Annotated in this window: 21 protein-coding genes and 1 pseudogene; 15 read left to right on the top strand and 7 right to left on the bottom strand. The window is 66.0% G+C overall.

What is annotated here, in order from left to right; genetic code table 11:
* Positions 1-8 precede the first annotated feature (8 nt).
* The 5 genes from WT16_RS22615 (at position 9) to WT16_RS33910 (ending at position 6689) form a co-directional block, all read left to right on the top strand.
* Positions 9-839 (top strand): hypothetical protein, encoded by an 831-nt coding sequence (locus tag WT16_RS22615; RefSeq protein ID WP_063534265.1) that lies wholly within the window; start codon positions 9-11, stop codon positions 837-839.
* Between the two features lie 323 nt (positions 840-1162).
* Positions 1163-3289 (top strand): hypothetical protein, encoded by a 2127-nt coding sequence (locus tag WT16_RS22610; RefSeq protein WP_063534264.1) that lies wholly within the window; start codon positions 1163-1165, stop codon positions 3287-3289.
* 90 nt (positions 3290-3379) lie between these two features.
* A complete protein-coding gene (locus tag WT16_RS22605; protein ID WP_063534263.1) occupies positions 3380-4531 on the top strand; it encodes a hypothetical protein in 1152 nt (383 codons plus the stop codon).
* A complete protein-coding gene (gene glmS / locus WT16_RS22600; protein WP_063534262.1) occupies positions 4507-6324 on the top strand; it encodes a glutamine--fructose-6-phosphate transaminase (isomerizing) in 1818 nt (605 codons plus the stop codon). The genes WT16_RS22605 and glmS overlap by 25 nt, the downstream gene beginning before the upstream one ends.
* Before the next feature lie 71 nt (positions 6325-6395).
* Positions 6396-6689, top strand: coding sequence for a hypothetical protein (locus WT16_RS33910; protein ID WP_155246047.1), 294 nt, complete (start codon positions 6396-6398; stop codon positions 6687-6689).
* Between the two features lie 242 nt (positions 6690-6931).
* Here the strand turns inward: WT16_RS33910 and dbpA are convergent, their stop codons facing one another.
* The 4 genes and pseudogenes from dbpA to WT16_RS33905 form a co-directional block, all read right to left on the bottom strand.
* Complete coding sequence (dbpA, locus tag WT16_RS22595) at positions 6932-8308, bottom strand: ATP-dependent RNA helicase DbpA (RefSeq protein ID WP_230479353.1); 1377 nt, start codon at positions 8306-8308, stop codon at positions 6932-6934.
* A 66-nt stretch (positions 8309-8374) separates the two neighbouring features.
* Positions 8375-8626, bottom strand: a pseudogene (locus tag WT16_RS35110) (IS3 family transposase); the annotation flags it as partial.
* A 108-nt stretch (positions 8627-8734) separates the two neighbouring features.
* Positions 8735-9223: a DUF411 domain-containing protein gene (locus tag WT16_RS22590; protein WP_015603076.1), complete on the bottom strand. Its 489-nt coding sequence runs from the start codon at positions 9221-9223 to the stop codon at positions 8735-8737.
* 114 nt (positions 9224-9337) lie between these two features.
* On the bottom strand, positions 9338-9535 hold the full coding sequence (locus WT16_RS33905; RefSeq protein WP_156521482.1) for a hypothetical protein: 198 nt from the start codon (positions 9533-9535) through the stop codon (positions 9338-9340).
* A gap of 147 nt (positions 9536-9682) precedes the next feature.
* On the opposite strand from WT16_RS33905, the gene WT16_RS22585 reads away from it, so the two are divergent.
* From WT16_RS22585 to blaOXA, 7 genes are all read left to right on the top strand, one after another.
* Positions 9683-9919 (top strand): hypothetical protein, encoded by a 237-nt coding sequence (locus WT16_RS22585; protein ID WP_006028130.1) that lies wholly within the window; start codon positions 9683-9685, stop codon positions 9917-9919.
* Between the two features lies 1 nt (position 9920).
* Complete coding sequence (locus WT16_RS22580; RefSeq protein WP_015603874.1) at positions 9921-10358, top strand: hypothetical protein; 438 nt, start codon at positions 9921-9923, stop codon at positions 10356-10358.
* A gap of 521 nt (positions 10359-10879) precedes the next feature.
* Positions 10880-11221, top strand: coding sequence for a cupredoxin domain-containing protein (locus WT16_RS22575; RefSeq protein WP_063534261.1), 342 nt, complete (start codon positions 10880-10882; stop codon positions 11219-11221).
* A gap of 13 nt (positions 11222-11234) precedes the next feature.
* Entirely contained in the window at positions 11235-12071 is an 837-nt protein-coding gene (locus tag WT16_RS22570; RefSeq protein ID WP_059932945.1) for an FTR1 family protein, read from the top strand.
* Positions 12072-12472: 401 nt separating this feature from the next.
* A complete protein-coding gene (locus tag WT16_RS22565) occupies positions 12473-15310 on the top strand; it encodes a phosphoesterase (RefSeq protein WP_063534260.1) in 2838 nt (945 codons plus the stop codon).
* Between the two features lie 287 nt (positions 15311-15597).
* Positions 15598-16764 (top strand): class C beta-lactamase, encoded by a 1167-nt coding sequence (gene ampC / locus WT16_RS22560; RefSeq protein ID WP_063534259.1) that lies wholly within the window; start codon positions 15598-15600, stop codon positions 16762-16764.
* A 28-nt stretch (positions 16765-16792) separates the two neighbouring features.
* Positions 16793-17602 (top strand): OXA-42 family class D beta-lactamase, encoded by an 810-nt coding sequence (blaOXA, locus tag WT16_RS22555; RefSeq protein ID WP_063534258.1) that lies wholly within the window; start codon positions 16793-16795, stop codon positions 17600-17602.
* 160 nt (positions 17603-17762) lie between these two features.
* On the opposite strand, the gene WT16_RS22550 is transcribed toward blaOXA, so the two are convergent.
* The 3 genes from WT16_RS22550 to WT16_RS22540 form a co-directional block, all read right to left on the bottom strand.
* On the bottom strand, positions 17763-18101 hold the full coding sequence (locus WT16_RS22550; protein ID WP_063534257.1) for a DUF4148 domain-containing protein: 339 nt from the start codon (positions 18099-18101) through the stop codon (positions 17763-17765).
* Between the two features lie 151 nt (positions 18102-18252).
* Positions 18253-19707: a heavy metal sensor histidine kinase gene (locus tag WT16_RS22545; protein WP_063534256.1), complete on the bottom strand. Its 1455-nt coding sequence runs from the start codon at positions 19705-19707 to the stop codon at positions 18253-18255.
* Positions 19704-20396: a heavy metal response regulator transcription factor gene (locus tag WT16_RS22540; protein WP_006028121.1), complete on the bottom strand. Its 693-nt coding sequence runs from the start codon at positions 20394-20396 to the stop codon at positions 19704-19706. The genes WT16_RS22545 and WT16_RS22540 overlap by 4 nt, the downstream gene beginning before the upstream one ends.
* Before the next feature lie 520 nt (positions 20397-20916).
* Between WT16_RS22540 and WT16_RS33900 the strand changes: the two genes are divergently transcribed.
* The 3 genes from WT16_RS33900 to WT16_RS22520 all read left to right on the top strand — a co-directional run bounded on the left by WT16_RS33900 (position 20917) and on the right by WT16_RS22520 (position 25499).
* Positions 20917-21216, top strand: a complete 300-nt coding sequence (locus WT16_RS33900) for a hypothetical protein (protein ID WP_156521481.1) — start codon at positions 20917-20919, stop codon at positions 21214-21216.
* Between the two features lie 545 nt (positions 21217-21761).
* Positions 21762-23264, top strand: coding sequence for a S8 family peptidase (locus WT16_RS22530; protein ID WP_082875070.1), 1503 nt, complete (start codon positions 21762-21764; stop codon positions 23262-23264).
* A gap of 300 nt (positions 23265-23564) precedes the next feature.
* Entirely contained in the window at positions 23565-25499 is a 1935-nt protein-coding gene (locus WT16_RS22520; RefSeq protein WP_063534253.1) for a Xaa-Pro dipeptidyl-peptidase, read from the top strand.
* Positions 25500-25508 lie beyond the last annotated feature (9 nt).

The raw sequence follows: 25508 nt of genomic DNA, 5'->3' as shown, positions 1-25508 counted from the left end.
CGGGCCGCATGGACATCGACCCCGTCCCGCCGCCCGACGATCGCTCGCTGCGCACGCACGCGCATCCGCGGCGCTGGCTCGCATCGGCCGCGCTCCTCACGCCCCCGCTGTACGCGCTGCTGTGGCTCGCGCTGCCGTACGCGTGGCGGTACTGGCGCGCGGTCGTCGGCTGGGGCGCGCGGCAGCTCGATCCGTCGCTGACCGCGGTCGTGCTCGGCTACCCGGCGCGCGCGCCGCGCGTGCCGCTGCTGTCGATCAATCTCGCCGCACGGATGCCGAGCGGCGCGCTGCTGCTCGCGACCGCGGCGGTCTGCGCGGCGGTCTGCGGCGCGACGTTCGTTCGTCGGACGAAATGGTTGCCCGTTGCGTATCTGCTACGGATCGCCGCGTTCGCGCAACTGATGATCTGCGTGTATTTCTGGGCGATGTACGGTCCGGCCGCCGCCGCGGCGTCAGGCATCGCTACGCCCGGCGTGGCGACGCCCGGCGTAGCGACGCCCGGCGCGTTCCCGTACGACGCGCTGCTTCATTTGCGAGACGTGTTCGTGATGAACGTCGCGGCGATCGCACTGATTCCGCTCGTGATGGCCGCGCTCTACTACCCGCTCGATTTCTCCTTCGCGCAGAAGGCGTTCGCGTCGCTGCTCGTGCTCGGCTATTTCGTGCTCGCGCTGCCGTTCGTGCTGCTGCTGCATGCGGTCGTGATCTATCACGGCTCGCTGCTGTTCGTGCCGTTCTGCTATTTCGTGCTCGGCGCGCCGCTCCTGATCGGGCTGCTCGTCACGCTCTACAGCTATTGCGCGAGCTGGCGCGGCGCGCTGACGCGGGAGCCGCCCTGAGCGGCCGGCAAGAAGAGCTTTCTCCGTATCAGTGCTGAGACGATTTCGCGAGATTTCGTCAGGGATGACCCGCCCGGGCGGCCACAGAGTCCGATCGTTCGGGCATCCGAAGCAAATGGCACGGAGCTCGCTTCTACCGGGGGGAGGTCCGATCGCAGTGCCATGCCGGATACGAGGCGGCGCCGTCATCGGAGGACGCCGGACAGCGTGCCGGCGTGATGGACGGCCATCACATCCACGAGGTCCGGACCGGTCCGCTGCACGGCGCGCTGGCCGCATCGCGGCCGGTCGCGAGCCGCCCTTCCTGTAGAGAGGAGCGCATCATGTTGGCGAAGTCAGGCAAATTCTTGCGGGTCGTGTTCGCGTTGTTCGCGCTCGCGTTCGCGTTCAGCCCAGGCGGCGCGCGCGCGGCCACCAATCAACTGCTGTTGCTGGTTCCGGATACGCTCACGCTGCCTGACCCGAGAGTGTCCGCCTGGCTCGACAGCGCGCAGGAGGAAGGACTCCAGATCAAGGTGATGACGGACAGCCAGTTCATGCTGGCGGGCGCGACGCTGTCGCAGTATCCCGGCCTCATCCTGCCAGACCAGGTGCATACGGTTGCCGACGACACGCTCGTCACCGCGATCCAGAACTACGCGCTGAACGGCGGCAAGGTGATGCTCGTCTATGACTTCGGCGTGCTGAATTCGGCGGGCTTCTACCCGGTTCCGAAGTCGCGCTTCAGCTCGATGGTCGGCGTCGACTACGTGCTGTACAGCCAGTTGCTCGGCAACATGATCGGCCTCGGCAACGTGACCGGCATGAGTAGCTGGCTGCGCACGCTTCAGGTGCCGCCCGGCAAGTCGATGCCGTGGACGACGACGTCCGCGACCACGACCACGAGCACGCTGCCGGCCGCCGCCACCGGCACGACGGGCACGGCGACCTCGGGCGCGGTGATGTACCTGAGCGCGAGCCCGTCGAATCCTGGCGGCCTGAAGGGCTACAACCACAGTGCATGGTTCGGCTACACGCTGCCGAAGGATGGCAAGGGCGCGTTCACGTCGACCTCGCCGAAACTGACGGGCTTCGTCACGGGCCAGCCGGTGAAGTCGGGCACGTACAGCGCGAGCTCGCTGACGAAGACCGTGACGGCCAAGACGAACACATTGCTTGCGACGACCAGCACGCAGACCGACACGCTCGAAGGCATTTCGGGCTACGTGTACGGGTTCCTCACGTATCCGAGCTTCGTCACGCAAGGCACGTACACCGGCACGACGATCCTGACGTCGCCGAGCTTCGGCCTCGTGTCCGGCTACAACACGTACGGCAACGGCGGCGTGCTGTTCGTGAACCTGCCGCTCGCGTATCTCGACGGCCAGACCGATGGGATGCTGATCCACGGCTACCTGCACTACTTCGGCACGAACCTGCTGAATCTGCCGTCGCTGTCGAACCTGCCGAGGGCGAAGGCCGGGCTCGTGCTCAACTGGCACTTCTGCGCGGAAGACCAGATCCAGCCGGCGATGTACCTGAAGAGCCTTGGCGTGTGGACGAACGGGCCGTTCTCGATCGTGATCACCGCCGGCCCCGACGAAGCGACGTTCGGCGACGGCAACGGCATCAACCTCGACTACAACCCGACCGCGCTGAACCTCGTCAAATACTTCCTGACGAAGGGGCACCACGTCGGCAGCCACGGCGGCTGGATTCACGACTACTGGGGCGCGTATGCGAGCGAGACGAACCAGAGCACGTTCCAGCAGTATCTGACGATGAACCATTCGGCGGTGATGACGGCGACCGGATTGCCCGACGTCGAATACGCGGCGCCCGAAGGCAACACGCCGACCTGGTCCGTGAACTGGCTCGAAAGCAACGGCTTCAACGGCTACTACTTCACGGGCCACACCGGCTCCGAGCCGACGCGCGCGTATCGCAACGGCGCGCTGCTGAACCCGGGCCTGTGGGCGTATCCGGTGATGCCGTTCGGCAAGTACGCGACGTTCGAGGAGTTCCAGCAGTACGGCGTGTCGATCAACGACATCGCGAACTGGTACGCGAACCTGATGAACTTCGTCGTCGCGAACCGAACGAGCCGGCTGATCTACGCGCACCCGTACGGCGCGTCGTTCTACCCGACCGTGCTGGCGTCGATCTTCACGCAGGCGAATGCGCTGAAGCAGCTCGGCCAGTTCAGGTGGTACACGATGAGCGACATCACGAACTTCGACCGCTCGCGGCTGAACGTCACGTGGACGGCAACCGACATGGGGGCGAGCTGGACGTTCAACGCGAGCCATCCGACGAGCCTCGCGGACATGACGTGGCTGCTGCCGAAGGCGAAGTATGCGATGCCGGTCGTGACGCAAGGCGTAGCCGCCGTCGATGGCTCCGATTCGACGAACTGGCTCGTGATTGCCGGCGCCGGCACGAGCCTGACGTTCACGAGCGCGAAACTGTAGCGATGCAATAGGCAGTGAGCATGTCGCCGCGCGCGGCTTCGGCCGCGCCGGCGACTTCGAAGCACAACCGCGCGGAAAGCGCACGACATCATGAACCGGCCCGCGCTCGCCGCGGCCGCTCGCACATGCGGGGCGGCCCGTCTTCTGCTACGCCGCGCGTCGCGCGCGGCGTCGCTCGCGATGTGCGGACTCGCGCTGTGCGCGAACGCCGCCGAGCTGCAACTGACCGGCTACTACCAGCGGCCCGACGGCGCGATCACCGTGCGCCTGAACGGGGCCGGCATCGATCCGTACTTCGCCGCGAAGGCGCTGCTCGCCGCGTCCGACGCGCAGCTCGACGCGCGCCAGGCCGCGCGCGCATGGATCGCATGGCTGCTGCCGCGCCAGCGCGCCGACGGCGGCTTCAACCGCTTCTGCCTGAAGGACGGCCAATACACGGCCTGCGCGGACGCGGACGCGGACGACGCGATGATGGCGACGTGGATGGAGCTGCTCGCGCGCTTCGCGCCGCCGGGCGGGATGCCGGCTAGCTGGGCGCGCAGCCTCGCGCGCGCGAGCGCGCATCTCGACACGCTGCTCGACAAGCGCACGGGCGTCTACCAGATCTCGCCGACGCTGCACGTCGCGCTGTTGATGGACAACGTCGAAGTGCACAGCGCGCTGCAGGCGCTCGCCGCGTATTACATCCGCCATGCCGACTACGCGCACGCGGGCCCGTGGAGCCAGCGCGCGGACCGTCTGTCCGCCGCGATCCTGCAGGTGTTCTGGCGCGGCGCGCAGTCGGGATTCCGGGCGAGCACGCAGCAGATCGGCGACATGAGCTTCTATCCGGAGAAGGTCGCGCAGATCTTCCCGATCCTGTCGGGCATCCGCGTGCCCGATCAATCGAATGCGACGATCTACGCGCAATGGATGCATCGCTACGGCAAGACATGGCTGCAACTGGCGGGCACCGATTTCCCGTGGGGGCTGATCGCGCTCGTCGCATACAAGATGAACGACTGGAACACCGTCGCGTGCTGGCACGCGCGCTCCGGTCCGTACCGGCACGGCCCGCACTGGAACGTGCTCGAGGAAGCGCTCTACCTGGCATTCGAAAGCAGGATGGCCGATCCGGTCGCGCCCGCGCGCTGCGGATTCACAACCGCGTCGGCCGCTGCCGCGCCGCGCAGAAGAAGACGCGCGCAGGCATCGCAGGTCATCGGAGGTAACGAGTCATGTGTGGGATCGTCGGCGCGGTAGCGCAACGGAACATCGTTCCGATTCTGATCGAAGGCCTGCGTCGCCTCGAATATCGCGGCTACGACTCGTGCGGCGTTGCGACCGTGGTGGACGGCGAGGCGCGGCGCGCGCGCAGCGTATCGCGCGTCGCCGATCTCGAGGCGCACGTGCGCACGGCCGGCCTGACCGGCACCACGGGCATCGCGCACACACGCTGGGCGACACATGGCGCGCCCGCGACGTGCAATGCGCACCCGATCTTCTCGCGCGATCACATCGCGCTCGTTCACAACGGCATCATCGAGAATCACGAAGCGCTGCGCATGCAACTCGCCAGCCAGCATTACGAATTCGACGGACAGACCGATACCGAGGTCGTCGCGCATCTGATCCACAGCAGGTACCGCGGCGATCTGCTGTCCGCCGTGCGCGACGCGACGACGCAATTGCGCGGCGCGTATGCGATCGCGGTGTTCAGCAAGACGGAGCCGAACCGGCTGATCGGCGCGCGCGTCGGCTCGCCGCTCGTCGTCGGCCTGAAGGACGGCGAGTGCTTCCTCGCGTCGGACGCGCTCGCGCTGGCCGGCATCACCGACCAGTTCATCTTTCTCGAAGAAGGCGACATCGTCGAGCTGACGCCGGGCGGTGTGCGGATCGTCGATCGCAACGGCGGGCCGGTCGTGCGCGCGGTGCAGACCGTTGCGTCGACGCAGGGCACGGTCGAGCTCGGCGCTTACCGGCACTTCATGCAGAAGGAGATCTTCGAGCAGCCGCGCGCGGTTGCCGCGACGATTCCCGATGCCGGGCTCTTCGATCCGGCGGTGTTCGGCCACGACGCGCGACGCGCATTCGAGCAGATCGACAACGTGCTGATTCTCGCGTGCGGAACGAGCCACTACGCGGGGCTGACCGCGCGCCGCTGGCTCGAGACGGTTGCGCGGATACCGGCGCAGGTCGAGATCGCGAGCGAGTACCGGTACAGCGACGCGGTTGCGATGCCGAACACGCTGATCGTCGTCGTGTCGCAATCGGGCGAGACGGCCGATACGCTCGCCGCGCTGAAGTACGCGCAGGCGCTCGGCCACATCGATACGCTCGCGATCTGCAACGTTCCGACGAGCGCGATGATGCGGCAGGCCGGGCTGCGCTTCCTGACGCGGGCGGGTCCGGAAATCGGCGTGGCGTCGACGAAGGCGTTCACGACGCAGCTCGTCGCGCTGTTCACGCTGGCGGTCACGCTCGGGCGGATGCGCGGCTACGTCGACGACGCGCAGCTCGCGCGCTACACGCAGCAACTGCGCCGGCTGCCCGGCGCGCTCGAGGACGTGCTTGCGCTCGAGCCGCTGGTCGCGCGCTGGGCGGACGAGTTCGCGCGCCACGAGAACGCGCTGTTTCTCGGGCGCGGGCTGCACTATCCGATCGCGCTCGAGGGGGCGCTGAAACTCAAGGAGATCTCGTACATTCACGCGGAGGCGTATCCGGCGGGCGAGCTGAAGCACGGGCCGCTCGCGCTCGTGACGGACACGATGCCGGTGGCGACGATCGCGCCGAACGACGCGTTGCTCGAGAAGCTCAAGTCGAACATGCAGGAAGTGCGTGCGCGCGGCGGGCAGCTCTTCGTGTTCGCCGACGCGGACACACGGATCGATAACGGCGACGGGGTCTCGGTGATGAGGATGCCGGATTATTACGGGTTGTTGTCGCCGATATTGCACGTCGTGCCGTTGCAGTTGCTCGCGTATCATGCGGCGTGCATCAGGGGGGCGGATATCGACAAGCCGAGGAATCTGGCGAAGTCGGTGACGGTGGAGTAGGGAGGGTGGGGCGCGCGGTCACGGGAAACGAAAGCCGTAACTGAGGCTCGTTTACATCTGCCGAAATGTGTTTGCCCATCCTGCTTTTGAGGCAAACCGCCGCGTCGGCATCCGCTCCGCGCGCCTGCCCAAACGTGATGACCGAGGTTTCGCGATGCCGCGTATGTCTCGGCGTCGAGCGTCGTGCTGATGTGATCCTCGGGCGCGAGCGCCGCGCGCGCATCGGCGCGGCGCATCGCCGCGTCGAAGATGCACGTGTGTTCCGCGTGCGCGTCGCGTTTCGAATCTTCGAGGCTGATGCACACGCGCCGGTAGCGCTCGCTCTGCTGCGACAGCATGCGCCGCACCAGATAGGTCCACGGTGACGCGGCCGCCTAAATCAGCGCCTCATGGAACCGGCGGTTGCACGTTTCCCACGCGGCGCGGTGCTCGATCGACACCGGCTGCTCCCACGCATCGGCAGGGTCGCGAAGCGGCCGAAGCGCGCCGGATGCCGGGCGACGAAGTCGGCCGTGTATTCGTTGACCCGGCGCGGCGGCGAGTGGGGCGCGATCCAGCGGTATCTGGAGAGGGTGGGCCAGCGCGTCGCATCGGCGTGACGCCGGCGTCATTCGTCCATCAGCCGGACCTTCACGCGCTTGCCCTTGATCTTGCCCGCATTGAGCTTGCGCAGCGCGTCGCGCGCAATGCCGCGTTCGACCGCGACGTACGTCGAGAACTCGGTCACGTTGATCTTGCCGATCTGCGCGCCGCTGAAACCCGCATCGCCGGTCAGCGCGCCGAGCACGTCGCCGGGGCGGATCTTGTCCTTGCGGCCGCCGAGGATCTGCAGCGTTTCCATCGGCGGCAGCAGCGGTTCGTTGCGGTCGGCCTTCAGTTCCGCGAGCGGATGCCATTCGACGTCGCGCTTTTGCGCCTGCTCGATGCCGCCCACGCGTCCCATCTCGTCCATGCTCGCGAGGCTCAGCGCCCAGCCGTCCTGGTCCGCGCGGCCCGTGCGGCCGATGCGGTGCACGTGCACCTCGGGATCGAGCGTCACGTCGACGTTGATCACCGCTTCGAGTTGCGCGATGTCGAGGCCGCGCGCGGCGACATCGGTCGCGACGAGCACCGAGCAGCTCCGGTTCGCGAACTGGATCAGCACCTGGTCGCGCTCGCGCTGCTCGAGTTCGCCGTGCAGCGCGAGCGCGTGGAAGCCCTGCGCGCGCAGCACGTCGAGCAGGTCGCGGCATTGCTGCTTCGTGTTGCAGAACGCGATCGTGCTCACCGGACGATAGTGGTTCAGCAGCAGACCGACCGCGTGCAGCCGCTCATCCTCGGTCACTTCGTAGAAGCGCTGGCGGATCTTGCTGTCGTCATGGCGTTCATCGAGCTTCACTTCCTTCGGATTGCGCAGGAACTGCTGGCTCAGCTTCGCGATGCCGTCCGGGTAGGTCGCGGAGAACAGCAGCGTCTGGCGCGCCGGCGGGCATTGCCGCGCGACCTTCGCGATGTCGTCGAAGAAGCCCATGTCGAGCATCCGGTCCGCCTCGTCGAGCACGAGCGTGTTCAGCGCGCCGAGCGTGAGAGTGCCGCGGTCGAGGTGGTCCATGATGCGTCCCGGCGTGCCGACGATGATGTGCGCGCCGTGTTCGAGGCTTTGCGTTTGCGGGCGCATCGGCGTGCCGCCGCACAGCGTCAGCACCTTGACGTTCTCCTCCGCGCGCGCGAGGCGGCGCACTTCCTGCGCGACCTGGTCGGCCAGTTCGCGCGTCGGGCACAGCACCAGCGCCTGCACGTCGAAGCGGCGCGCATCGAGGCGCGCGAGCAGCGCGAGCGAGAACGCAGCCGTCTTGCCGCTGCCGGTCTTCGCCTGCGCGATCAGATCGTGGCCGGCGAGCGCGATCGGCAGGCTCGCGGCCTGGATCGGCGTCATGTCGGTGTAGCCGAGCTGCGCGAGATTCGCGAGCGTGGCGGGCGTCAGCGGCAGCGTGCTGAACGGCATGGCGGTCGGTTGGCGGGTCATGGCGTCGGGGGAGGTCGGTTGGAATTCGCGGAGGCCAACGGGTTGAGCGGCAGTCTGATTCAGATGGAAGCGCGGCGTAAATGCAGCAGATGATCGGTCATGGCGGCGAGCCTGCATGCGCTGCCGGTTGCAGAGGATCTCGATGTATTCGCGGATCGCGCTTCGTGCCCGCTCACGCGTCGTAAAGCGCCGATGATAGACCAGTTCGTTCTTGAACGTGCCGGAGTAGGATGCGATCGGCGCGTTGTTGCAGCAGTTGCCGCGGCTCATCGACGCGCGCATGCCGAACGATCCGACGCCCCGTTTCTCGATTTTTCAATGTCGGCAAACCGTCCGGAAGCACCCGCGGCCTCGTCGGTTGCGCGCCGCGACCGCACGCCCCTCGCTCGAAATGCGCGCAATCCGTCAGCTATACGACTGATACACGCTAGGCTGCCCGCCGCGCCTGATCAGCAGCACGTCATAAGGCATGTGACGGCCGTTGTACGCCGGTCCGTCCATCCCGGGCGCGCCGATCGGCATCGCGGGCACGGCAAGCCCGACGGCGTTCGGTTTCTCGCGCAAAAGCCGCTTGATCTCGCGAGCGGGCACGTGGCCTTCGAGCGCGTATCCCTGGACGAGGCCCGTATGGCACGACGCGAAGCGTTCCGGCATTCCGGCTTTTTGCCGCACGTCGGACGTGTCCTCGACGTTGTGCACGGCGACATCGAAGCCGTTGTTCTTCAGATGCGACAGCCAGTCCTCGCAGCATCCGCAAGTGGGTGTCTTCCACACCTGAACGACGGGTTTCGCCGCCGTCTTCTGCGCAAACGCGACGACAGGCAGCAGCGCGAGGCCGGCTGCAATCGCGCGTCTCGTGGGCGAAACCGGTTTGTCTTCGGGGAGTTGGGCCATGATGATTTCCGTTGAAATGAAAAGCGGGCGCGGTGTGTGCGCTGCTTGCCGAGGTAGTCTTGCACGGCGCGCCAAAGGGGCGAGGCGGGCGATCGATCAGCGCGCGTGGCCATTTTAGCGGGCCATTCCGCGCATCGGCGTTTCTGTCGATGTTGCCGCCGGTTCTGCGTCATTGTGCCGCATCGAGCGGTTCGAATCGCCGATCCCGCCGAAAGGCGCGAACCAGAAGATGCCGATGAGCCCGCGGAACAAGCGAAATCTCGAAGTGCTGAGCGACAAGCCGATGCAGCGAGAAGCCGATGCGTTATCCAATCACTTAATTCGATAATCCAGTTTTCATATAAATGATCGAATTTTGACTTGCCGGTTTCGGTGAACTATTTTTAATCCGTTATGCGGCGCAAAAAACAAAGACCCGGTGCAGGTCATCAACAACTGAAATAGCCTGTGGAGACAACCATGAAACCAACCGAATTCAAAATCACGGTTTCCGGCGCGGCGTTGGACGGGAGACAAATCGCGCATGCGTCCGCGCAACTGAACATCGCGCTGCTTACCGCGCTCGTCGGCGAGAATGCCACTCAGATCAAGGGGCCTGCGTGGAACGTCGTGCTGCCGAACGGCGGGCGGATCATCGTCGCCGAAGAGGCGGAGCGCCTGCTCAAAGTGACCGAGCAAGAGCGGATCGGGGAATGAGATGACGCCGGCCGGAGGAAGCGCGGCCGGCGCGGCGCAGGCGGATGCGGGCGACGCGTCGCTCGGCACCTGCCCGAGCGCGCCGGCCGAGTCGGCCTCAGCGGTGCTGGGCGCGGTGATGGACAGCGGGACCGTCGCCTATATCAGCCCGAAGATCCCGATCAGCAGGGAATTGCTCGACGGTCTGCGCGCAAACGGCGTGCCGGTCGAAAACCGCGTTCGATTTCTCGGCCCGTGCCTGGGCGGGAAGTGCGCGCAGTGGACCGGGCATCGTTGCGGCCTCGTCGATGCGATCGTGAAGGAGCCTGCGGTGCTTGCGCCGCCGGAGGCAGGATTGCCGAAGTGCGGCATCCGAAGCACGTGCAGGTGGTACGCGCAGCATGCGAGCGCCGCCTGCATGCAATGCCCCGTCGTCATCCATGAGCCGCATGCCGGATAGCGTGTCCGGCGTGAAGGTTTCGATGACGGCGAACATGTCGGACGATGTCGCCGAATGCGGCAAGCATCATGCATGGCGGGTTGGAGAGGAACGCGCGCCGCAACGGAAGACGCGCCGAACCGATTCCGTCCGAAGGTAGCGAAGCTGTCAATCAAGCCGCTTGCGAAGCGATGATGCGAGCCGGCGGTCGTCGACGTGCACCGGGGCCCGAATGTCGACGATGGGTCATACATCTGCCTTTCAGTATCGCGGGGGCGCGTTCGATCGGCCGGCATGCTGTTGCGACCGGCCGTCGCCGCATGCTTTCTTCATACGATGCTGGAAGCGACAGGTGCTTTGCCGGATTGACGAAGCGCGCGATGTTCCCGAACCCAGGCGCTTCGCCACTTGCGCGCCGCGCACGCGAATCGCGCGGTGCGACATGTCCATAACGAGAATAAGGATATCGAATTGTCTGAACGAGAATCGATTCTATTATCGTCCGCATCTCTTCATCTTCATCCTTTCCTTTCGTTCATTACATGAAAGCTCTTCAGACGATTTCCGCACTGGCGTTCGCGTTCGCGTTCTCCGCTTCGGCGACGCCCGCGTTCGCCGCCGACGACGCATACAGCCTGACGCTCAAGGATCACAAATTCTCGCCCGCGGATTTCACGATTCCGGCCGGCAAGAAAGTGAAGGTGACGGTCAAGAACCTCGACGCGACGCCCGCCGAGTTCGAGAGCGACGACTTCAAGGCCGAGAAGGTGGTTCCCGCGGGCAAGCAGGTCGACGTCTACATCGGGCCGCTGAAGGCGGGCACGTACGAGTTCCACGACGAGTATCACGAAGCCGAATCGAAAACCAGGCTGAGCGTCAAGTAAAGCGCCGCGCACCATGCTCTCCACCGCTGTCATCGTCTTTCGGGAAGTGCTCGAAGCAGCGCTCGTCGTGTCCATCGTCCTCGCGGCGACCAAGGGCGTGCGCGGCCGCACGTGGTGGGTGAGCGGCGGCCTGCTCGGCGGCGTGGTCGGCGCGGCGCTCATCGCGGCGTTCGCCGACGTCATTTCCGCGTGGGCGTCGGGCATGGGGCAGGAGGTGTTCAACGCGGGCGTGATGTTCGTCGCGACGATCATGCTCGCGTGGCACAGCATCTGGATGGGCAAGCACGGCCGCGAGATGGCGCTGCAGTTGTCGCAGGTCGGCCGGGCCGTCGCGGCCGGCAGCCGGCCGCTCACGGGGCTCGCGATCGTCGTCGGCGTCGCGGTGCTGCGCGAAGGCTCGGAAGCCGTTCTGTTCCTGTACGGCATCGCGGCGAGCGACCCGGGGCAGACGCCGCAGATGATCGTCGGCGGCGCGCTGGGCGTGCTCGGCGGCGTCGGGCTGGGCGCCGGCATGTATGCGGGGCTGCTGCAGATTCCGCTGAAGCGTCTCTTTTCCGTGACCAACGCGCTGATCGTCCTGCTTGCCGCGGGCATGGCGAGCCAGGGCGTCGGTTTTCTCGTGTCGGCCGGCTGGCTGCCTTCGTGGGGCGACACCGTCTGGGACACGTCGTGGCTGCTCAAGGAATCGAGCGTCGTCGGCAAGATGCTGCATACGCTCGTCGGCTATACGGCGCGACCGGCGGGCATCCAGATCGTCGCTTACGTCGCCACGCTGCTCGTCATCGTGCTGCTTGCGCGCAGAGTGGCGCGTGCGCAAGCGACTGCCGCGTCGCCGACTCGCGCGGCGTAGCCGCCGGCGCATCGACGTTCGCGCGATGCCGAACCCTTCCGGCATCGCCGCGAAGAAAACATCGGCACGCGAACGCCATGCCTGATGAAAGCCAAACGAAATCGATCCTGCGCGACGAGCGGTACGTCATGGACAGCGGCAATCCGCAGGCGTGCACTCGTATGACGAGATAGCCGCGCGTCCACACCCGTTCTCCAAACTCCGTCGCACATATGCGGCGCGCCGTTGCGGCGTCCCGCGGCTGCCGCACGAGCGAGAAGCCGCTGCGCTGTCATCAGCGGGTCACTCCGTGCCCTTAGGGTTCCTGTCTATTACCGATCATTACAACACCGGCGCCGTCAAAGCGGCGTCGCGCCTTCTTGAAGGGGTTCATTGTGTATAGACGTTTCCTGCTCGTTGGGATGACGGCGTTGGCGCTCGCGGCGTGCAACAGCGATTCCGTCGACACGCCAGCGCTCGGCGACACCAGCACGACGCTGCTTGCGACGGGCCAACTGATCTCGCCCGCGGCCGCGCCGGGCACGGCGTTCGTTCCGCTGAATCCGGGGCTCGCGGATTCGCCGAACTACATCGCCGGGCAGCCGGTCTCCGAGGCGCTCAGCCCCGACCGCAAGACGCTTCTCGTGCTGACGAGCGGCTACAACAACGTGCTGGATGCGAACGGCAAGATGATCAAGTCGGACTCGGGCGAATACGTGTTCGTGTTCGACGTGTCGGGCGGCACGCCCATCAAGAAGCAGGTGCTGCAGGTGCCCGACACCTACGTCGGCATCGTGTTCGCGCAGGACGGTCAGCACTTCTACGTGACGGGCGGAGGCGACGACAACCTGCATCGCTTCGCGCTTTCGCAGGGCGCATGGGGCGAGGCCGGCGCGCCGATCGCGCTGAATCACAAGACGGGCAACGGCATCGGCAGCACGCCGCTCGCGACGGGCATCGACGTGACGGCGGACGGCAAGCGCGCGGTCGTCGCGAATCGCTACAACGATTCGATCACGCTCGTCGATCTCAACGCGGGCGCGGTGCTCGCCGAGCGCGATCTGCGGCCGGGCAAGAGCGGCGGCGCATCGGGCACGCCGGGCGGCGAGTATCCGAATGCGGTGCGCATCGTCGGCAACAAGACCGCATACGTGTCGAGTGAGCGCGATCGCGAGATCGTCGTCGTCGATCTCTCGACGAATGCGCCGCAAGTCGTCACGCGCATTCCCGTCAAGGGCAATCCGAACAAGATGGTGCTGAACGCGGCGCAGTCGCGCCTTTACGTCGCGTCCGACAACGCGGACATCGTATCGGTGATCGACACGGCCGCGAACAAGGTCGTGTCGACCGTGTCGACGGTCGCGCCCACGGGGCTCGTCACCGAGATGCAGTATCGCGGCGCGTCGCCGAACGGGCTCGCGCTGTCCGCCGACGAGCGCACGCTGTACGTGACGAACCGCGGCACGAACGACGTCGCGGCGATTTCGCTCGCGGGCGCGTCGCCCGCCGTCACCGGCCTGATTCCGACCGGCTGGTATCCGTCCGACGTCGCGGTCGGCGCGGCGAACGCGCTGTACGTCGTCTACACGAAGAACATGCCGGGCCCGAATCCGGGCAACTGCAAGGACAGCGGCCGCACCGTGCCGTGCCCGGTGAAGAACACGCCGGTGAAGCTCGTCGAGAATCAGTACATCGAACAACTGAGCAAGGGCGGCCTGATGTGGATGCCGGCGCCCGGCAGCAAGACGCTCGATCTGCTGACGACGCAGGTGGCGAACAACAACAGCTTCAACGCGGCGCTCACGTCGAACGACATCGCGACGATGGCCGCGCTGCGCAAGAAGATCAAGCACGTGATCTACATCGTCAAGGAGAACCGCACGTACGACCAGATTCTCGGCGACGTCGGCCGCGGCAACAGCGATCCGTCGCTCGCGGAGTTTCCCGACGCGACGACGCCGAGCATGCATGCGCTCGCGAAGACGTTCGTCACGCTCGACAATTTCTACGATTCCGGCGACGTGAGCGGCGACGGCTGGCCGTGGAGCACGGGCGCGCGCGAATCGGACGCGGGCGCGAAGATGCTGCCCGTCAACTATGCGGGCAGCCCGGTGCGCGCCGGCTCGCGCGGCGGCTCGTACGATTGGGAAGGCCAGAACCGGAACGTTGACGTCGGGCTGACGGGCGCGCAGCGCGCGGCTGCGAACCCGGCGCTGCCGGCCGATCCGGACCTGCTCCCCGGCACGGCTGACGTGTCCGCGCCGGACGGCCCGTCCGACGCGGTTCAACAGGGCTACATCTGGAATGCGGCATTGCGCGCGGGCCTCACGGTGCGCAACTATGGGTTCTTCATGGAGATTGCGCGCAACAGCGGTCCAAACGCGATCCCGATGGACCGCGCACCGTTTGCCGACCAGGTGGTGCAGGGATATTGCGTGACGCCCGCGCTCGTCAATCTGACCGACTCCTATTTCCGCGGCTACGACAACGCGTATCCGGATCTCTATCGCGAGCTCGAGTGGGAGCGCGAGTTCAACGGCTTCGCCGCGAACGGCCGGATGCCGTCGCTGACGCTGTTGCGCCTGCCGCACGATCATACGGGCTCCTATTCGACCGCGCTCGACGGCGTCAATACGCCGGAGATTCAGATGGCCGACAACGACTATGCGGTCGGCCGCGTCGCGCAGGCAGTCGCGAACAGCCCGTATGCGGCCGATACGCTGATCTTCGTCGTCGAGGACGACGCGCAGGACGGCCCGGACCATGTCGACGCGCATCGCAGCACGGCGTTCGTGATCGGGCCGTACGTGAAGCAGAACGCGGTCGTCAGCACGCATTACACGACGGTCAACATGATCCGCACGATCACCGAGGTGCTCGGCCTCGATCACCTCGGGCTGTTCGATGCGACGCAAGGCCCGATGACCGACGTGTTCGATCTGAACCAGTCGAAGTGGGGCTTCAAGGCGGTCGCGTCCGGCCTGCTCGCGAACACGCAACTGCCGATTCCGTCGGGCGACATCAGGACGGCGGCGCTCAGGCCGACGCACGGGATGCGCTACTGGGCGCTCGCGACGCGCGGCATGGACTTCTCGGTCGAGGACCGGATCGACGCGGTCGCGTACAACAAGGTGCTGTGGAAGGGGCTGATGGGCGGCCGGGCGTACCCGGTGCGCGTTGGCGAGCGCGTGACGCCCCATCGCCGCGACGACGATGACGACGTGAAGGTGTCGCAAGCGAAGAGCGCGGCGCGCGGTTGATATGCAAGCCGTCGAGCGGTGCGCGCAGGCGCGCCGCTCGGTCGAAATGCGCGTGGTGGCGGCACGCGCGGGAGAAGAACGGATCGGCTTCGCGCCGGTCCGTTCTGCTTTTCGGGGCATCGCCGGTCGCGCGGCGGAGAAGGCTCGTCCGCGAGCGTTGCTTGTCCGGGTGGGTTGCGTTTGCAATAATCCTCGACTGACAGCCGAAGTCCGTGCCGCGCCGTGTCGTTCTCGACGATAAAGCGTCGGCGGTCCGGCTCCGATTCTCCCGAACGTTCCGATTCTCCATGCGCAAACGTACGCAGTTCGTCATCAGGATGTGGCTCGCGCTGAGCTGCTGCCTCGCAATCGCCGCGCACGCCGCTCGAAGCATCGAGCCGGCGGACGTCGGGCGCATCGTCGACGCCGTTGCGCAACCTCTGCAAGAGAAGTACGGCATTCCGGGGCTCGCGATCGCGGTGAGCATCGACGGGAGGCATTACTTCTACAACTACGGCGTCGCGTCGACAGCGACGCGGCGGCCCGTCACCGGCCGGACGCTGTTCGAGATCGGCTCGCTCAGCAAGACGTTCACGGCGACGCTCGCCGCGTACGCGCAGGAAGGCGGCGAGCTGTCGCTCGCCGACAGCGTGAGCCGCTACCTGCCGGCGCTGCAAGGCAGCAGCTTCGATCGGATCAGCCTCCTGAACATGGGCACGCAGACGTCCGGCCTGCCGCTATTCGTGCCCGACACGATCACGAATACCGCCGAGCTGCTCGACTACCTGAAGAACTGGCGGCCCGACCGTGCGCCCGGCACGCATCGCGTCTATTCGAATCTCGGCATCGGCACGCTCGGGATGATCGCGGCGGCGAGCATGAACGAGCGCTTCGAGGCGCTGATCGAGAAGAACCTGTTTCCCGAGTTTCGCATGCTGCACAGCTACATCGACGTGCCCGCCGAGCGGCAAGACGATGATGCGCAGGGCTACACGAAGCAGGGCGCGCCGATTCGGCTGAGGGCGGGCATGCTCGCGTCCGAAGCGTACGGCGTCAGATCGTGCGCGACGGATCTGATCCGCTTCGTCGACGCGAACATGGGGCTCGTGCCGCTGAGCGACAAATGGGCGCGCGCAATGAAAGCGACGCATGTCGGCTACTACGAAGCGGACGGCATGATCCAGAGCCTGATCTGGGAGCAGTACCCGTATCCGGTGAGTCTCGGCAAGCTGCTCGCGGGCAACGATCTGATCGGCAAGGACGTCGTCGCGAAGCCGTTCGATCCTCCGCTGCCGCCGAGGCAGGACGTGTGGATCAACAAGACCGGGTCGACCAACGGGTTCTCGACGTATGTGGCGTTCGTCCCGTCGAAGAAGGTCGGCGTCGTCATTCTGGCGAACAAATCGTATCCGTTGAACGAAAGAGTGACGATTGGCTATACAATCATCGACTCGATCGTTCGGGCCGAACGATGAGACACCATCCAACTCGTCGAGACCTATAGTGAAAATCCGGCACGCGCTGTCGAGCGCGCTCGTTTTGCTGGGCTGCGCCGCCGCCCCCGCGCATGCGAAAACCCTCTGCACGGCGATCGCCGACGCAACGACAGGCAAGTTCCTGCTGAAGGACGGCGATTGCAGCCGTCGCGCGACGCCCGCTTCGACGTTCAAGATCGCGATGAGCCTCATGGGCTACGACGCAGGCTTCCTGCGCAATGAACACGAGCCTGTCTTGCCGTATCGCGACGGCTACGTCGACTGGGGCGGCGCGGCATGGAAGCAGCCGACCGATCCGACGCGGTGGCTCAAGTATTCGGTCGTGTGGTACTCGCAGCAGATCACGCATCATCTGGGCGCGCAACGCGTTGCGCAATACGCGAAGGCGTTCGGCTACGGCAACGCGGACCTCTCCGGCGACCCCGGCAAGAACAACGGTCTCGATCGCGCGTGGATCGGCTCGTCGCTGCAGATCTCGCCGCTCGAACAGATCGGATTCCTGCGCAGGATGCTGAATCGCGATTTGCCCGTGTCCGCGAACGCGATCGACATGACGGAGCGGATCGTCGATACGACGACGCTTGCCGACGGAACGATCGTGCACGGCAAGACCGGCATGGCTTACCCGCTTCTGGCAGACGGTACGCGCGACAAAGCGCATGGATTCGGCTGGTTCGTCGGCTGGATCAAGCGCGGCAAGGAGACGCTCGTGTTCGCGAGTCTCACGCAGGACGAGCGCCAGGAGCCGGGTTCCACGGGCGTTCGCACGCGCGATGCGTTCCTGCGCGAGTTGCCGCAGCGCCTGGCTGCGCACTGACGCGGCGACGCGCGGCGAGCGCGTCTACGATTCCTTTCGCGATGCGAGCGCGCCGTCGCGCGTGCGGCAGCGCATTGCCGAACGACAAAAAAGCGGCAGGCGTCATAAGACGACCTGCCGGACGTTTGATCCGCGATCACGCGGGACGCTACCATGACGCTCAGGACCCGGCATACGGGTTGCAGAACGTGCGCGGGCCGACGCAGCGCTCGTCCTGAGCCGCTTCGGACATGCCAGACGTACCCGCCTCTGCGGCGCCGCGCGTATCGGCGACCGCGTGCGTGGGTTGCTGCGGCTTGGCCCTGTTCGCGAAGCGCGGCGCGTAGAGCGGCGAGATTTCCGGATAAGACGCGTCGGTCACGTAGTCGAGCCCGTTGGCCTTGGCCTCGACCAGTTCCTGGTAGACCTGGGCGCGCGTCTTCCCGGCCGGTGCGTCCGCGAATGCCGCAGGCGAAACGAGCGCGGCGGCGAGGGCGGCAGTGAGGAATGTGGCTTTCATACGTTCTCCATATCAATATCGAATCCAGAAGGGGGAATTCGATGATTGACATTTTGAACAGGGGGCCCTCCGGCAACGTGACTTCGCTATGATGTTTTTGTCATTTTGATGAAAAAGCCGCATTCGAATTTAAAATGGCTCGCGACATGACTCAAGTCTGTTCGAGATGCCAACGCGAATCATGGCCAGACGGCGCGCAATCGCCACCGTCGGTCACGTGCTCACGAGGAAAGCGCAGGAAGAACGTAGTGAAGACGTTCGGCATGCTTGCGACCCGGCAATCGCCGCCGTGCTCGGTCATGATCGAGCGCACGATCGCGAGCCCGAGCCCGGTGCCCGAGGCCGAATCGTATCGCGAAGGATCGACGCGATAGAAGCGATCGAAGATCCGCGGCAGATGCACGGCTTCGATCCCGCGGCCGGTGTCGGTCACGGCGATCACGACGTCCCGCTCCGACTGCTCGCAGCGGACGACGACCGTCGAGTGATCGGGCGCATGACGGATCGCGTTGGACAGCAGATTGCTCAGCGCCCGCTGCACGAGGATCGAATCGCCGCTGAAGCTCGCCTGGCCTTCGACCACGATCCCGATGCCGCGATCCTCGGCGACGGTCTCGTAGTAGCGGACGAGCCGATCGGCCATCTCATAGGCGTCGATCGGCTCGATGTCGAGCTTGTTCTGATGGCCGTCGGCGCGTGCGAGGAACAGCATGTCGTCGACCATCCTCGCGAGCCGCTGATATTCCTCGACGCTCGATTCGATCACCTGACGATACTCGTCGACCGACCGCCGCTGCGACAGCGCGACCTGTGCTTCGGCGAGCAGATTGGTGAGCGGCGTGCGGATGTCGTGCGCGAGGTCGGACGAGTATTCCTTCAGCCGCGTGAATGAAGCATTGAGCCGCACGAGCATCCGGTTGAACGACACCGCGAGCTCTCTGAGCTCGCCTGCCATTTCCGTTTCGGCCAGCGGCTGCGCGAGACGGCTGCTCGAGATCTGATCGGCCTGCGCGGCGAAGCGGCGTAGCGGCATGAGCGCGTAAGCGGCGATCCAGTAAGCGACGGTTGCCGCGACGGCGGTGCCGACGAGAATGATCGCGACGATGCTGATCGCGCACGTTCGCAGCAGCGACTGCTCGCGACGGAAGTCGTACTGAACCGCGACGCGCAGCGGCAAGCCCGGATTGCCGGTGAGGCGCGCGTTGGCCACGAGATAGCGCCTTGCGTTGCGCTTGTCGTCGACGATCGCGGGATCGAGGCCGGGTCTCGCCTGCCGCACGCCGCCGTATGGCACGTACCAGCCGCTTTGCATGCATGCGGTGCCCAGTGCGTCGTAGATCGCGAAGTCGACCTTTTCGTCGCTATGGAACGAGTAGTAGAACTTGGTTCCCTTCTCGCGCAGCTCGGCGATGCTGCGCGCCTCGTCGATGTGCGCGACGACGCCGGCGAGCGTCGTCTCCATCGCGCGCTCCGACGAATACGCGAACGTGCGCGTGAGCGTTTCGTACAGCAGCAGGCCGCTGATCGCGAGCAGCACCGACGTGGACAGCGCGAACTTGATCGCAAGCCGCGCGCGCATCGTGCGCGGCGCGAGGCGACGCATCATGCGCACGATTCGCACGGCTCGCCTCGCTGCTCGAGGACGTAGCCCATTCCGCGCACCGTGTGGATCAGCTTGGGCTCGTAGTCCTGATCGACCTTCGCGCGCACGCGCTTGATCGCCGCGTCGACGACGTTCGAATCGCTGTCGAAGTTGATGTCCCAGATCTGCGATGCGATCAGCGAGCGCGGCAGGATCTCGCCCCGCCGGCGCATCAGTAGCCACAGCAGCAGAAATTCCTTCGCGGTGAGCAGGATCGTGTTGCCCTGGCGGCGGGCCTTGCGCTGGATGAGATCGAGCTCGAGATTCGCGACGCGCAGCACCGGCGCATCGGTCGCCTGGCCGCGCCGCAGCAGCGAGCGCACGCGCGCGAGCAGCTCGGCGAAATCGAACGGTTTCGCGAGATAGTCGTCTCCGCCGAGCTCGAGGCCCTTCACGCGATCGTCGACGTGATCGCGCGCGGTGAGGAACAGCACCGGCGTGCGGTGCGTTCTGCGCAGCTCGCGCACGACCGTCCAGCCGTCGCAGCCGGGCAGCATCACGTCGAGGATCGCGAGATCGTAGTTCTCCGTCTGCAACTGGTGCAGACCGCTGATCCCATCCTGGGTCCAGTCGCAGACGAAGCCTGCTTCGGTGAGCCCGCGCTTCAGATACATGCCCGTCTTCGGCTCGTCTTCTACGATGAGGACCTTCATTTCAAACTCTTTAAGAACTCGTTAAATTTTCTTTGAGAATGTGTGTCGTTCACAGTTCAACATTTCGGTTTCCGTGATTAAACGTGCGATTCGGATATCGTTTTTTCCGGCAAATGCAGCGATAAAACGTCACATCCGAGAACCGATCCGTGACATGGACGTGCGATGCGAAGAGGTGAGGGCGTGCGGGCGCCCGGTGATGCATCGATGATGCAACGTGCCGTGGCGCGTCGTCGTTTGCGTTTGTCACGTCGCTTGCGCTGACGACGACGTACGATGGACGTCTGCGTCGGTCGAGCGTAACAAACATGTCATGCGGATGCGGCAGCAATCGATTCGACGCCTCGATGCCGAAGAGAGAAACCGACGTGTGCCGACACGCTTCGTCAGATGGCGTGCGACGCGCGAGGCGGGGGAGCAAAAAACGAAAAGCGCGGCTGCAACCGGGAAAATCGAAGAAATACGATACGCTTGCATGCGATGAAAAGTGCCGGGCGTCACGAGCAACGCACGCAAGTGAGTGACGGTATTCCTTATAAGGTTTGGGGATATTCGACCTGAAATAGCTGCTGCGCACAAAACCTTGTGGACCGTCCCGCTCGATTTGGCGCCTGAAAATCTCTCGCCCTTACGCTTTCAAACAGCATTTTCTTGCGCAGCCGCTACTTTCTTCTACGAGATCGGCGGCATGGAGAAACGGCGCAGCGTGGAGCCGGCGTCCGCATTCGACATGATGGTTGTTTTTGCCCGGACGCGGAAAGCGATTCTCCGCCGGGTAATTGAGATGAAACTTTTTTTGATATTAGCTAAAAATGTTTGACACGAGGATTTCAGCGAGATAAGTTTTGTGCAAGCTTCTGGAAAGAAACGAGACCGGGCGGCGCAAGCGCCGCAACGTGGACAGGCGGGCGACTCTGCTGACGATAGCCGGTGCCGGCGGGTCCGCCGATCCGCCGCTTGCACGCTGCTCGTGATCTCGTGTCGACATCGAGAAACAAGAATGTAATCCGAGTTCGCCGTCGTCGAACGACACGGCGAATGCTTGATGCGGGCCTGACGAGTCGCAAAGATGTACCGATAAATACAAACGCGGCAAAAAGAACCTGAGAGGGTGGGGCAGACGGAGCGGGTCACCGTTCCGCTCGTTCCCATGACGCAGATCTGACGGAAGACGAACCGTCCGGCTCGCGCAGCCGGACGGTTCGGTCGACCGCGATCGGTTTGTCGGCAACACGTCGTCCAGCCAAGTTACGTCGTTCGCATCGGCGCGGCGTGTCCTTTCTTGCCGGCAGCGCAGCGAAGCAAGCAGCGACAGCACAACATCGTCGACTCATTCCGTTCCATTCCGTTTGGGGGAGTATGGGCATGTCAATATTGATTCGTACTACTTCTATTAGGATGACCGTGCTGTGCGCCGCACTGGCAGGTCTCGCTTCGGTCGCGCGAGCGGAAACCACAGCCGCGCCTTGGGTTCCGGGGCCCGCCGATGCGGTCGATCAGTTGATCGTCAAGCTGCGCGCCGCGAAGACGTTGTCCGGTGCGCCGGCCGCGAAGGCCGCGCAAGCGGACGTCCAGGCGGTCATCGATCGCGTGCTGGCCGCACGCAATGCGCGCGCGGCGGGGCGCGCATTCGGCGCGGCCGCCGCATCCGCGCCCGGCAATCCGGGCGATCCCGCCGCGGGCATTCGCATCAAGCGCGACATGTCGGGCGGCGCGACCGTGCTGTCGCTGCGGCGCCGCGTGCCGCTCGCGGAGGCCGAGGGGCTCGCGCGCGATTTCGCGGCGGACGGTGCGATCGAATATGCGGAGCCCGATGCGCGGATGCATGCGTTCGTCGTGCCGAACGACACGCGCTATCCCGAGCAGTGGGGCTACTTCAATCCGACAGCCGGCGCGAATCTGCCGAAGGCATGGGATCGCACGACCGGGTCCGCGCGCATCGTCGTCGGCGTCATCGATACCGGCTATCGCCCGCACGCGGATCTCGCCGCCAACCTGCTGCCCGGCTACGACTTCATCTCCGACGTCCCGACCGCGAACGACGGCAACGGCCGCGACAGCGACGCATCGGACCCCGGCGACTGGGTCACCGCGCAGGAGGACACCGATCCGAGCGGTCCGTTCTACGGTTGCGGCGCGAGCAACAGCTCGTGGCACGGCACGCACGTCGCGGGCACGATCGGCGCGGTGACGAACAACGGCGTCGGCGTCGCGGGCATCTCGTGGGTCGGCAAGGTGCTGCCCGTGCGCGTGCTCGGCAAGTGCGGCGGGATGCTGAGCGACATCGTCGACGGCATGCGCTGGGCGGTGGGCCTCGCGGTGCCGGGCGTGCCGTCGAATCCGAATCCGGCGAAGGTGCTGAACCTGAGCCTCGGCGGATACGGCCGCACGTGCAGCTCGACCTACCAGAACGCGATCAACGAGATCGCGTCGCGCGGCGCGAGCGTCGTCGTGGCGGCGGGCAACAACGGCGGCCCGGTGTCGACGACGCAGCCGGCGAATTGTCAGGGCGTGATCGCGGTCGGCGCGATCGACAGCAACGGCGTGCGCGCGAGCTTCAGCAACTACGGCGCCGCCGTGAAGATCGCCGCGCCGGGCGTCGGCATTCTGTCGACGCTCAATGCAGGCAAGACGTCGCCGGGGGCGGACAGCTACGCGAGCTACAACGGCACGAGCATGGCGACGCCGCACGTCGCGGGCACGGTCGCGCTGATGCTCGCGGTCAATTCGACGCTGTCGCCTTCGCAGGTCTTGCAGCGGCTGCAATCGAGCGCGCGCCCGTTCGCGAGCGGATCGAACTGCTCGACGAGCACTTGCGGCGCAGGGCTGCTCGACGCGGGCAACGCGGTCGACGCCGCTGCGCAGTGAGCGAACGCGGGCGTTGCGGCAGGGAGGTTTCGCGTTCGCGCGCGCCGATGTCCGTCATGCGGGATGCGGGCATCGGCGCGGCGCATCGATGTGCGACGCGCTTTCCCTTGCAACGCCCGCATAGCGACGCCGCCGTCGCAGCATGGCCGGCGGCGTCGAAGCATCGCGTCGCGGACGCGCCCGATTTCGTGAGGGCGACGATACGCGCGATGCGGCCGGCAGCGCCCGCCGGCATGTTCAACACGACGCCATCCCGCACGGGATGACCGTTCCCAGACGATCATCGAAACAAGGACAACAATGAGACTTCATCGAACCGAACCGCGTCGCGCCTGGATTGCCGTACTCGCCGCCGCCGCGACGCTTGCCGCTTGCGGCGGCGACGACGGCGCGGGCATCCCGGGTGCGTCCGCGCTCGCTCAGGTCCAGCAGGAGGGGGCCGCGCCGTCCGCGGCCGGCACACAGCAGCTCGCTGCGCGCTTCTCGCCGTCAGGCGTGGCGTATGCCAGCCTGTCGAGCGGCGGCCGCTATCGGCCCGTGATCCAGAACGGGCAGGTGCAGCCGTCGCTGTCGGGCGGCACGATCTCCGAGGAGGCGTGGGTCGAGACGCCCGTCGATTCCGACGGCGACGGCGCGAAGGACCGGATTCACGTGCGCATCGTGCGTCCGTCCGAAACCGCGTCGGGCGCGCGCACGCCCGTCATCGTGCTCGCGAGTCCCTACTACAACGGGCTTGCCGACAGCCCGAACCACAACGTCGACGTCGAGCTCGACGGCACGCCGCATCCGGCTGCTTCGGTGTCCGCACGAATCATGGCCGCCGCGCCGCAGACGCGTATCTGGCAGCAGGTCGACGCGGCCGCCGCGGGGCGCTCGTGGATCGAGGGCTATTTCGTGCCGCGCGGCTTCACGGTCGTGTACGCGGATTCGCTCGGCACGGCCGGCTCGGACGGCTGCCCGACGATCCTGACGCGCGACGAATCGGTGGCGATGGCCTCGGTGATCCGCTGGCTCGGGCGCGGCGCGGCCGCGAAGGACGCGAATGGCAAGCCGGCCGTCGCGACCTGGTCGACGGGGCACGTCGGCATGTACGGCGTATCGTACGACGGCACGCTGCCGAAGATGGTCGCGAGCCTGCGCACGCGCGGGCTCGATGCGATCGTGCCGGTCGCCGGGCTGACGGACATGTACGGCTACTACCGGTCGGGCGGGCTCGTGCGCGCGCCCGACGGCTATCAGGGCGAGGATGTCGACGTCTACATCAAGGCGCTGCTGACGAACCCGCATCCGGAGCGCTGCACGCATCTGATCGATGAGGCATTGCAGAAGGAGGATCGCAAGACGGGCGACTATTCGGCGTTCTGGGCGGCGCGCGAGATTCCGAGCGCGCTCGCGGTCGCGCCCGCGCTCGTCGCGCAGGGGCTTGCCGACGACAACGTCAGAACCGATCAGTCGACATCGTGGTATCTCGCCATGCGGCGCCAGGGCGTGCCCGCGCAATTGTGGCTGCACCGCGCGCGCCACACCGATCCGACTCGCGTGTCCGCGATGGCCAACGCGTGGACCGAGCAGGTGAACCGCTGGTTCACGCGCTATCTGCTCGGCTACGACAACGGCGTCGAGCGCAGCCCGGGCTCGGTGATCGAGCAGGCGGACGGCACGCTGCTGAAGGAGGCGAGCTGGCCCGCGCGCGGCGCATCGTCCGTCACGTATTTCGCGGGCGGCGACGGCGCGAGCACCGGCACGCTGCTGGCCGAGCCGGCGGACGGCCCGCTCGCGAAGTTCACCGACGATGCGAGGATCATGGCGCTCACGCTCGCGAACGCGAACACGGGCGAGCATCGCAGCCGCTTCGAGACGATGCCCGTCGCAAGCGCGACGCGGATCTCGGGCACTGCGACCGCGCGCGTGCGCCTGACGTTCTCGGCGACCGCGAACGTGACCGCGCTGCTGATCGATCGCGCGCCGGACGGCAGTGCGACGATCGTCACCCGTGCATGGACGGACCCGCGCAACCGTCTGTCGAGCTGGTTCTCGGAGCCGGTGCTGCCCGGCATGCCGTACGACTTGCGCCTGACATTCATGCCGCGCGACTACAAGCTCGAAGCGGGCCACCGGCTCGGGCTCGTCGTGCTGTCGAGCGACAACGAGGCGACGCTGCGGCCGACGCCCGGCACCGAGCTCACGCTCGATCCGGCCGGAACGAGCGTGACGGTACCGCTGCTTCCGGCCTGACGGGAAGCG

The sequence above is a fragment of the Burkholderia sp. MSMB1589WGS genome, from assembly GCF_001636105.1.
In the GTDB taxonomy this organism is placed as follows: domain Bacteria; phylum Pseudomonadota; class Gammaproteobacteria; order Burkholderiales; family Burkholderiaceae; genus Burkholderia; species Burkholderia humptydooensis.
The sequence above is the reverse complement of the archived record's forward strand: the minus strand, read 5'-3'. Positions and strand labels throughout refer to the sequence as shown.

Bases quoted from the DNA above. Each gene is read 5' to 3' on its own strand.
- WT16_RS22540 (WP_006028121.1), bottom strand. From the start codon at position 20,396: ATGAAGGTCCTCATCGTAGAAGACGAGCCGAAGACGGGCATGTATCTG.
- dbpA (WP_230479353.1), bottom strand. From the start codon at position 8,308: ATGCCGTTCAGCACGCTGCCGCTGACGCCCGCCACGCTCGCGAATCTC.
- WT16_RS22610 (WP_063534264.1), top strand. From the start codon at position 1,163: ATGTTGGCGAAGTCAGGCAAATTCTTGCGGGTCGTGTTCGCGTTGTTC.
- WT16_RS22605 (WP_063534263.1), top strand. From the start codon at position 3,380: ATGAACCGGCCCGCGCTCGCCGCGGCCGCTCGCACATGCGGGGCGGCC.
- WT16_RS22580 (WP_015603874.1), top strand. From the start codon at position 9,921: ATGACGCCGGCCGGAGGAAGCGCGGCCGGCGCGGCGCAGGCGGATGCG.
- WT16_RS22570 (WP_059932945.1), top strand. From the start codon at position 11,235: ATGCTCTCCACCGCTGTCATCGTCTTTCGGGAAGTGCTCGAAGCAGCG.
- WT16_RS22590 (WP_015603076.1), bottom strand. From the start codon at position 9,223: ATGGCCCAACTCCCCGAAGACAAACCGGTTTCGCCCACGAGACGCGCG.
- WT16_RS22545 (WP_063534256.1), bottom strand. From the start codon at position 19,707: ATGATGCGTCGCCTCGCGCCGCGCACGATGCGCGCGCGGCTTGCGATC.
- WT16_RS22615 (WP_063534265.1), top strand. From the start codon at position 9: ATGGACATCGACCCCGTCCCGCCGCCCGACGATCGCTCGCTGCGCACG.
- ampC (WP_063534259.1), top strand. From the start codon at position 15,598: ATGCGCAAACGTACGCAGTTCGTCATCAGGATGTGGCTCGCGCTGAGC.
- WT16_RS22550 (WP_063534257.1), bottom strand. From the start codon at position 18,101: ATGAAAGCCACATTCCTCACTGCCGCCCTCGCCGCCGCGCTCGTTTCG.
- WT16_RS22520 (WP_063534253.1), top strand. From the start codon at position 23,565: ATGAGACTTCATCGAACCGAACCGCGTCGCGCCTGGATTGCCGTACTC.
- WT16_RS22585 (WP_006028130.1), top strand. From the start codon at position 9,683: ATGAAACCAACCGAATTCAAAATCACGGTTTCCGGCGCGGCGTTGGAC.
- glmS (WP_063534262.1), top strand. From the start codon at position 4,507: ATGTGTGGGATCGTCGGCGCGGTAGCGCAACGGAACATCGTTCCGATT.
- WT16_RS22575 (WP_063534261.1), top strand. From the start codon at position 10,880: ATGAAAGCTCTTCAGACGATTTCCGCACTGGCGTTCGCGTTCGCGTTC.
- WT16_RS22565 (WP_063534260.1), top strand. From the start codon at position 12,473: ATGACGGCGTTGGCGCTCGCGGCGTGCAACAGCGATTCCGTCGACACG.
- WT16_RS22530 (WP_082875070.1), top strand. From the start codon at position 21,762: ATGTCAATATTGATTCGTACTACTTCTATTAGGATGACCGTGCTGTGC.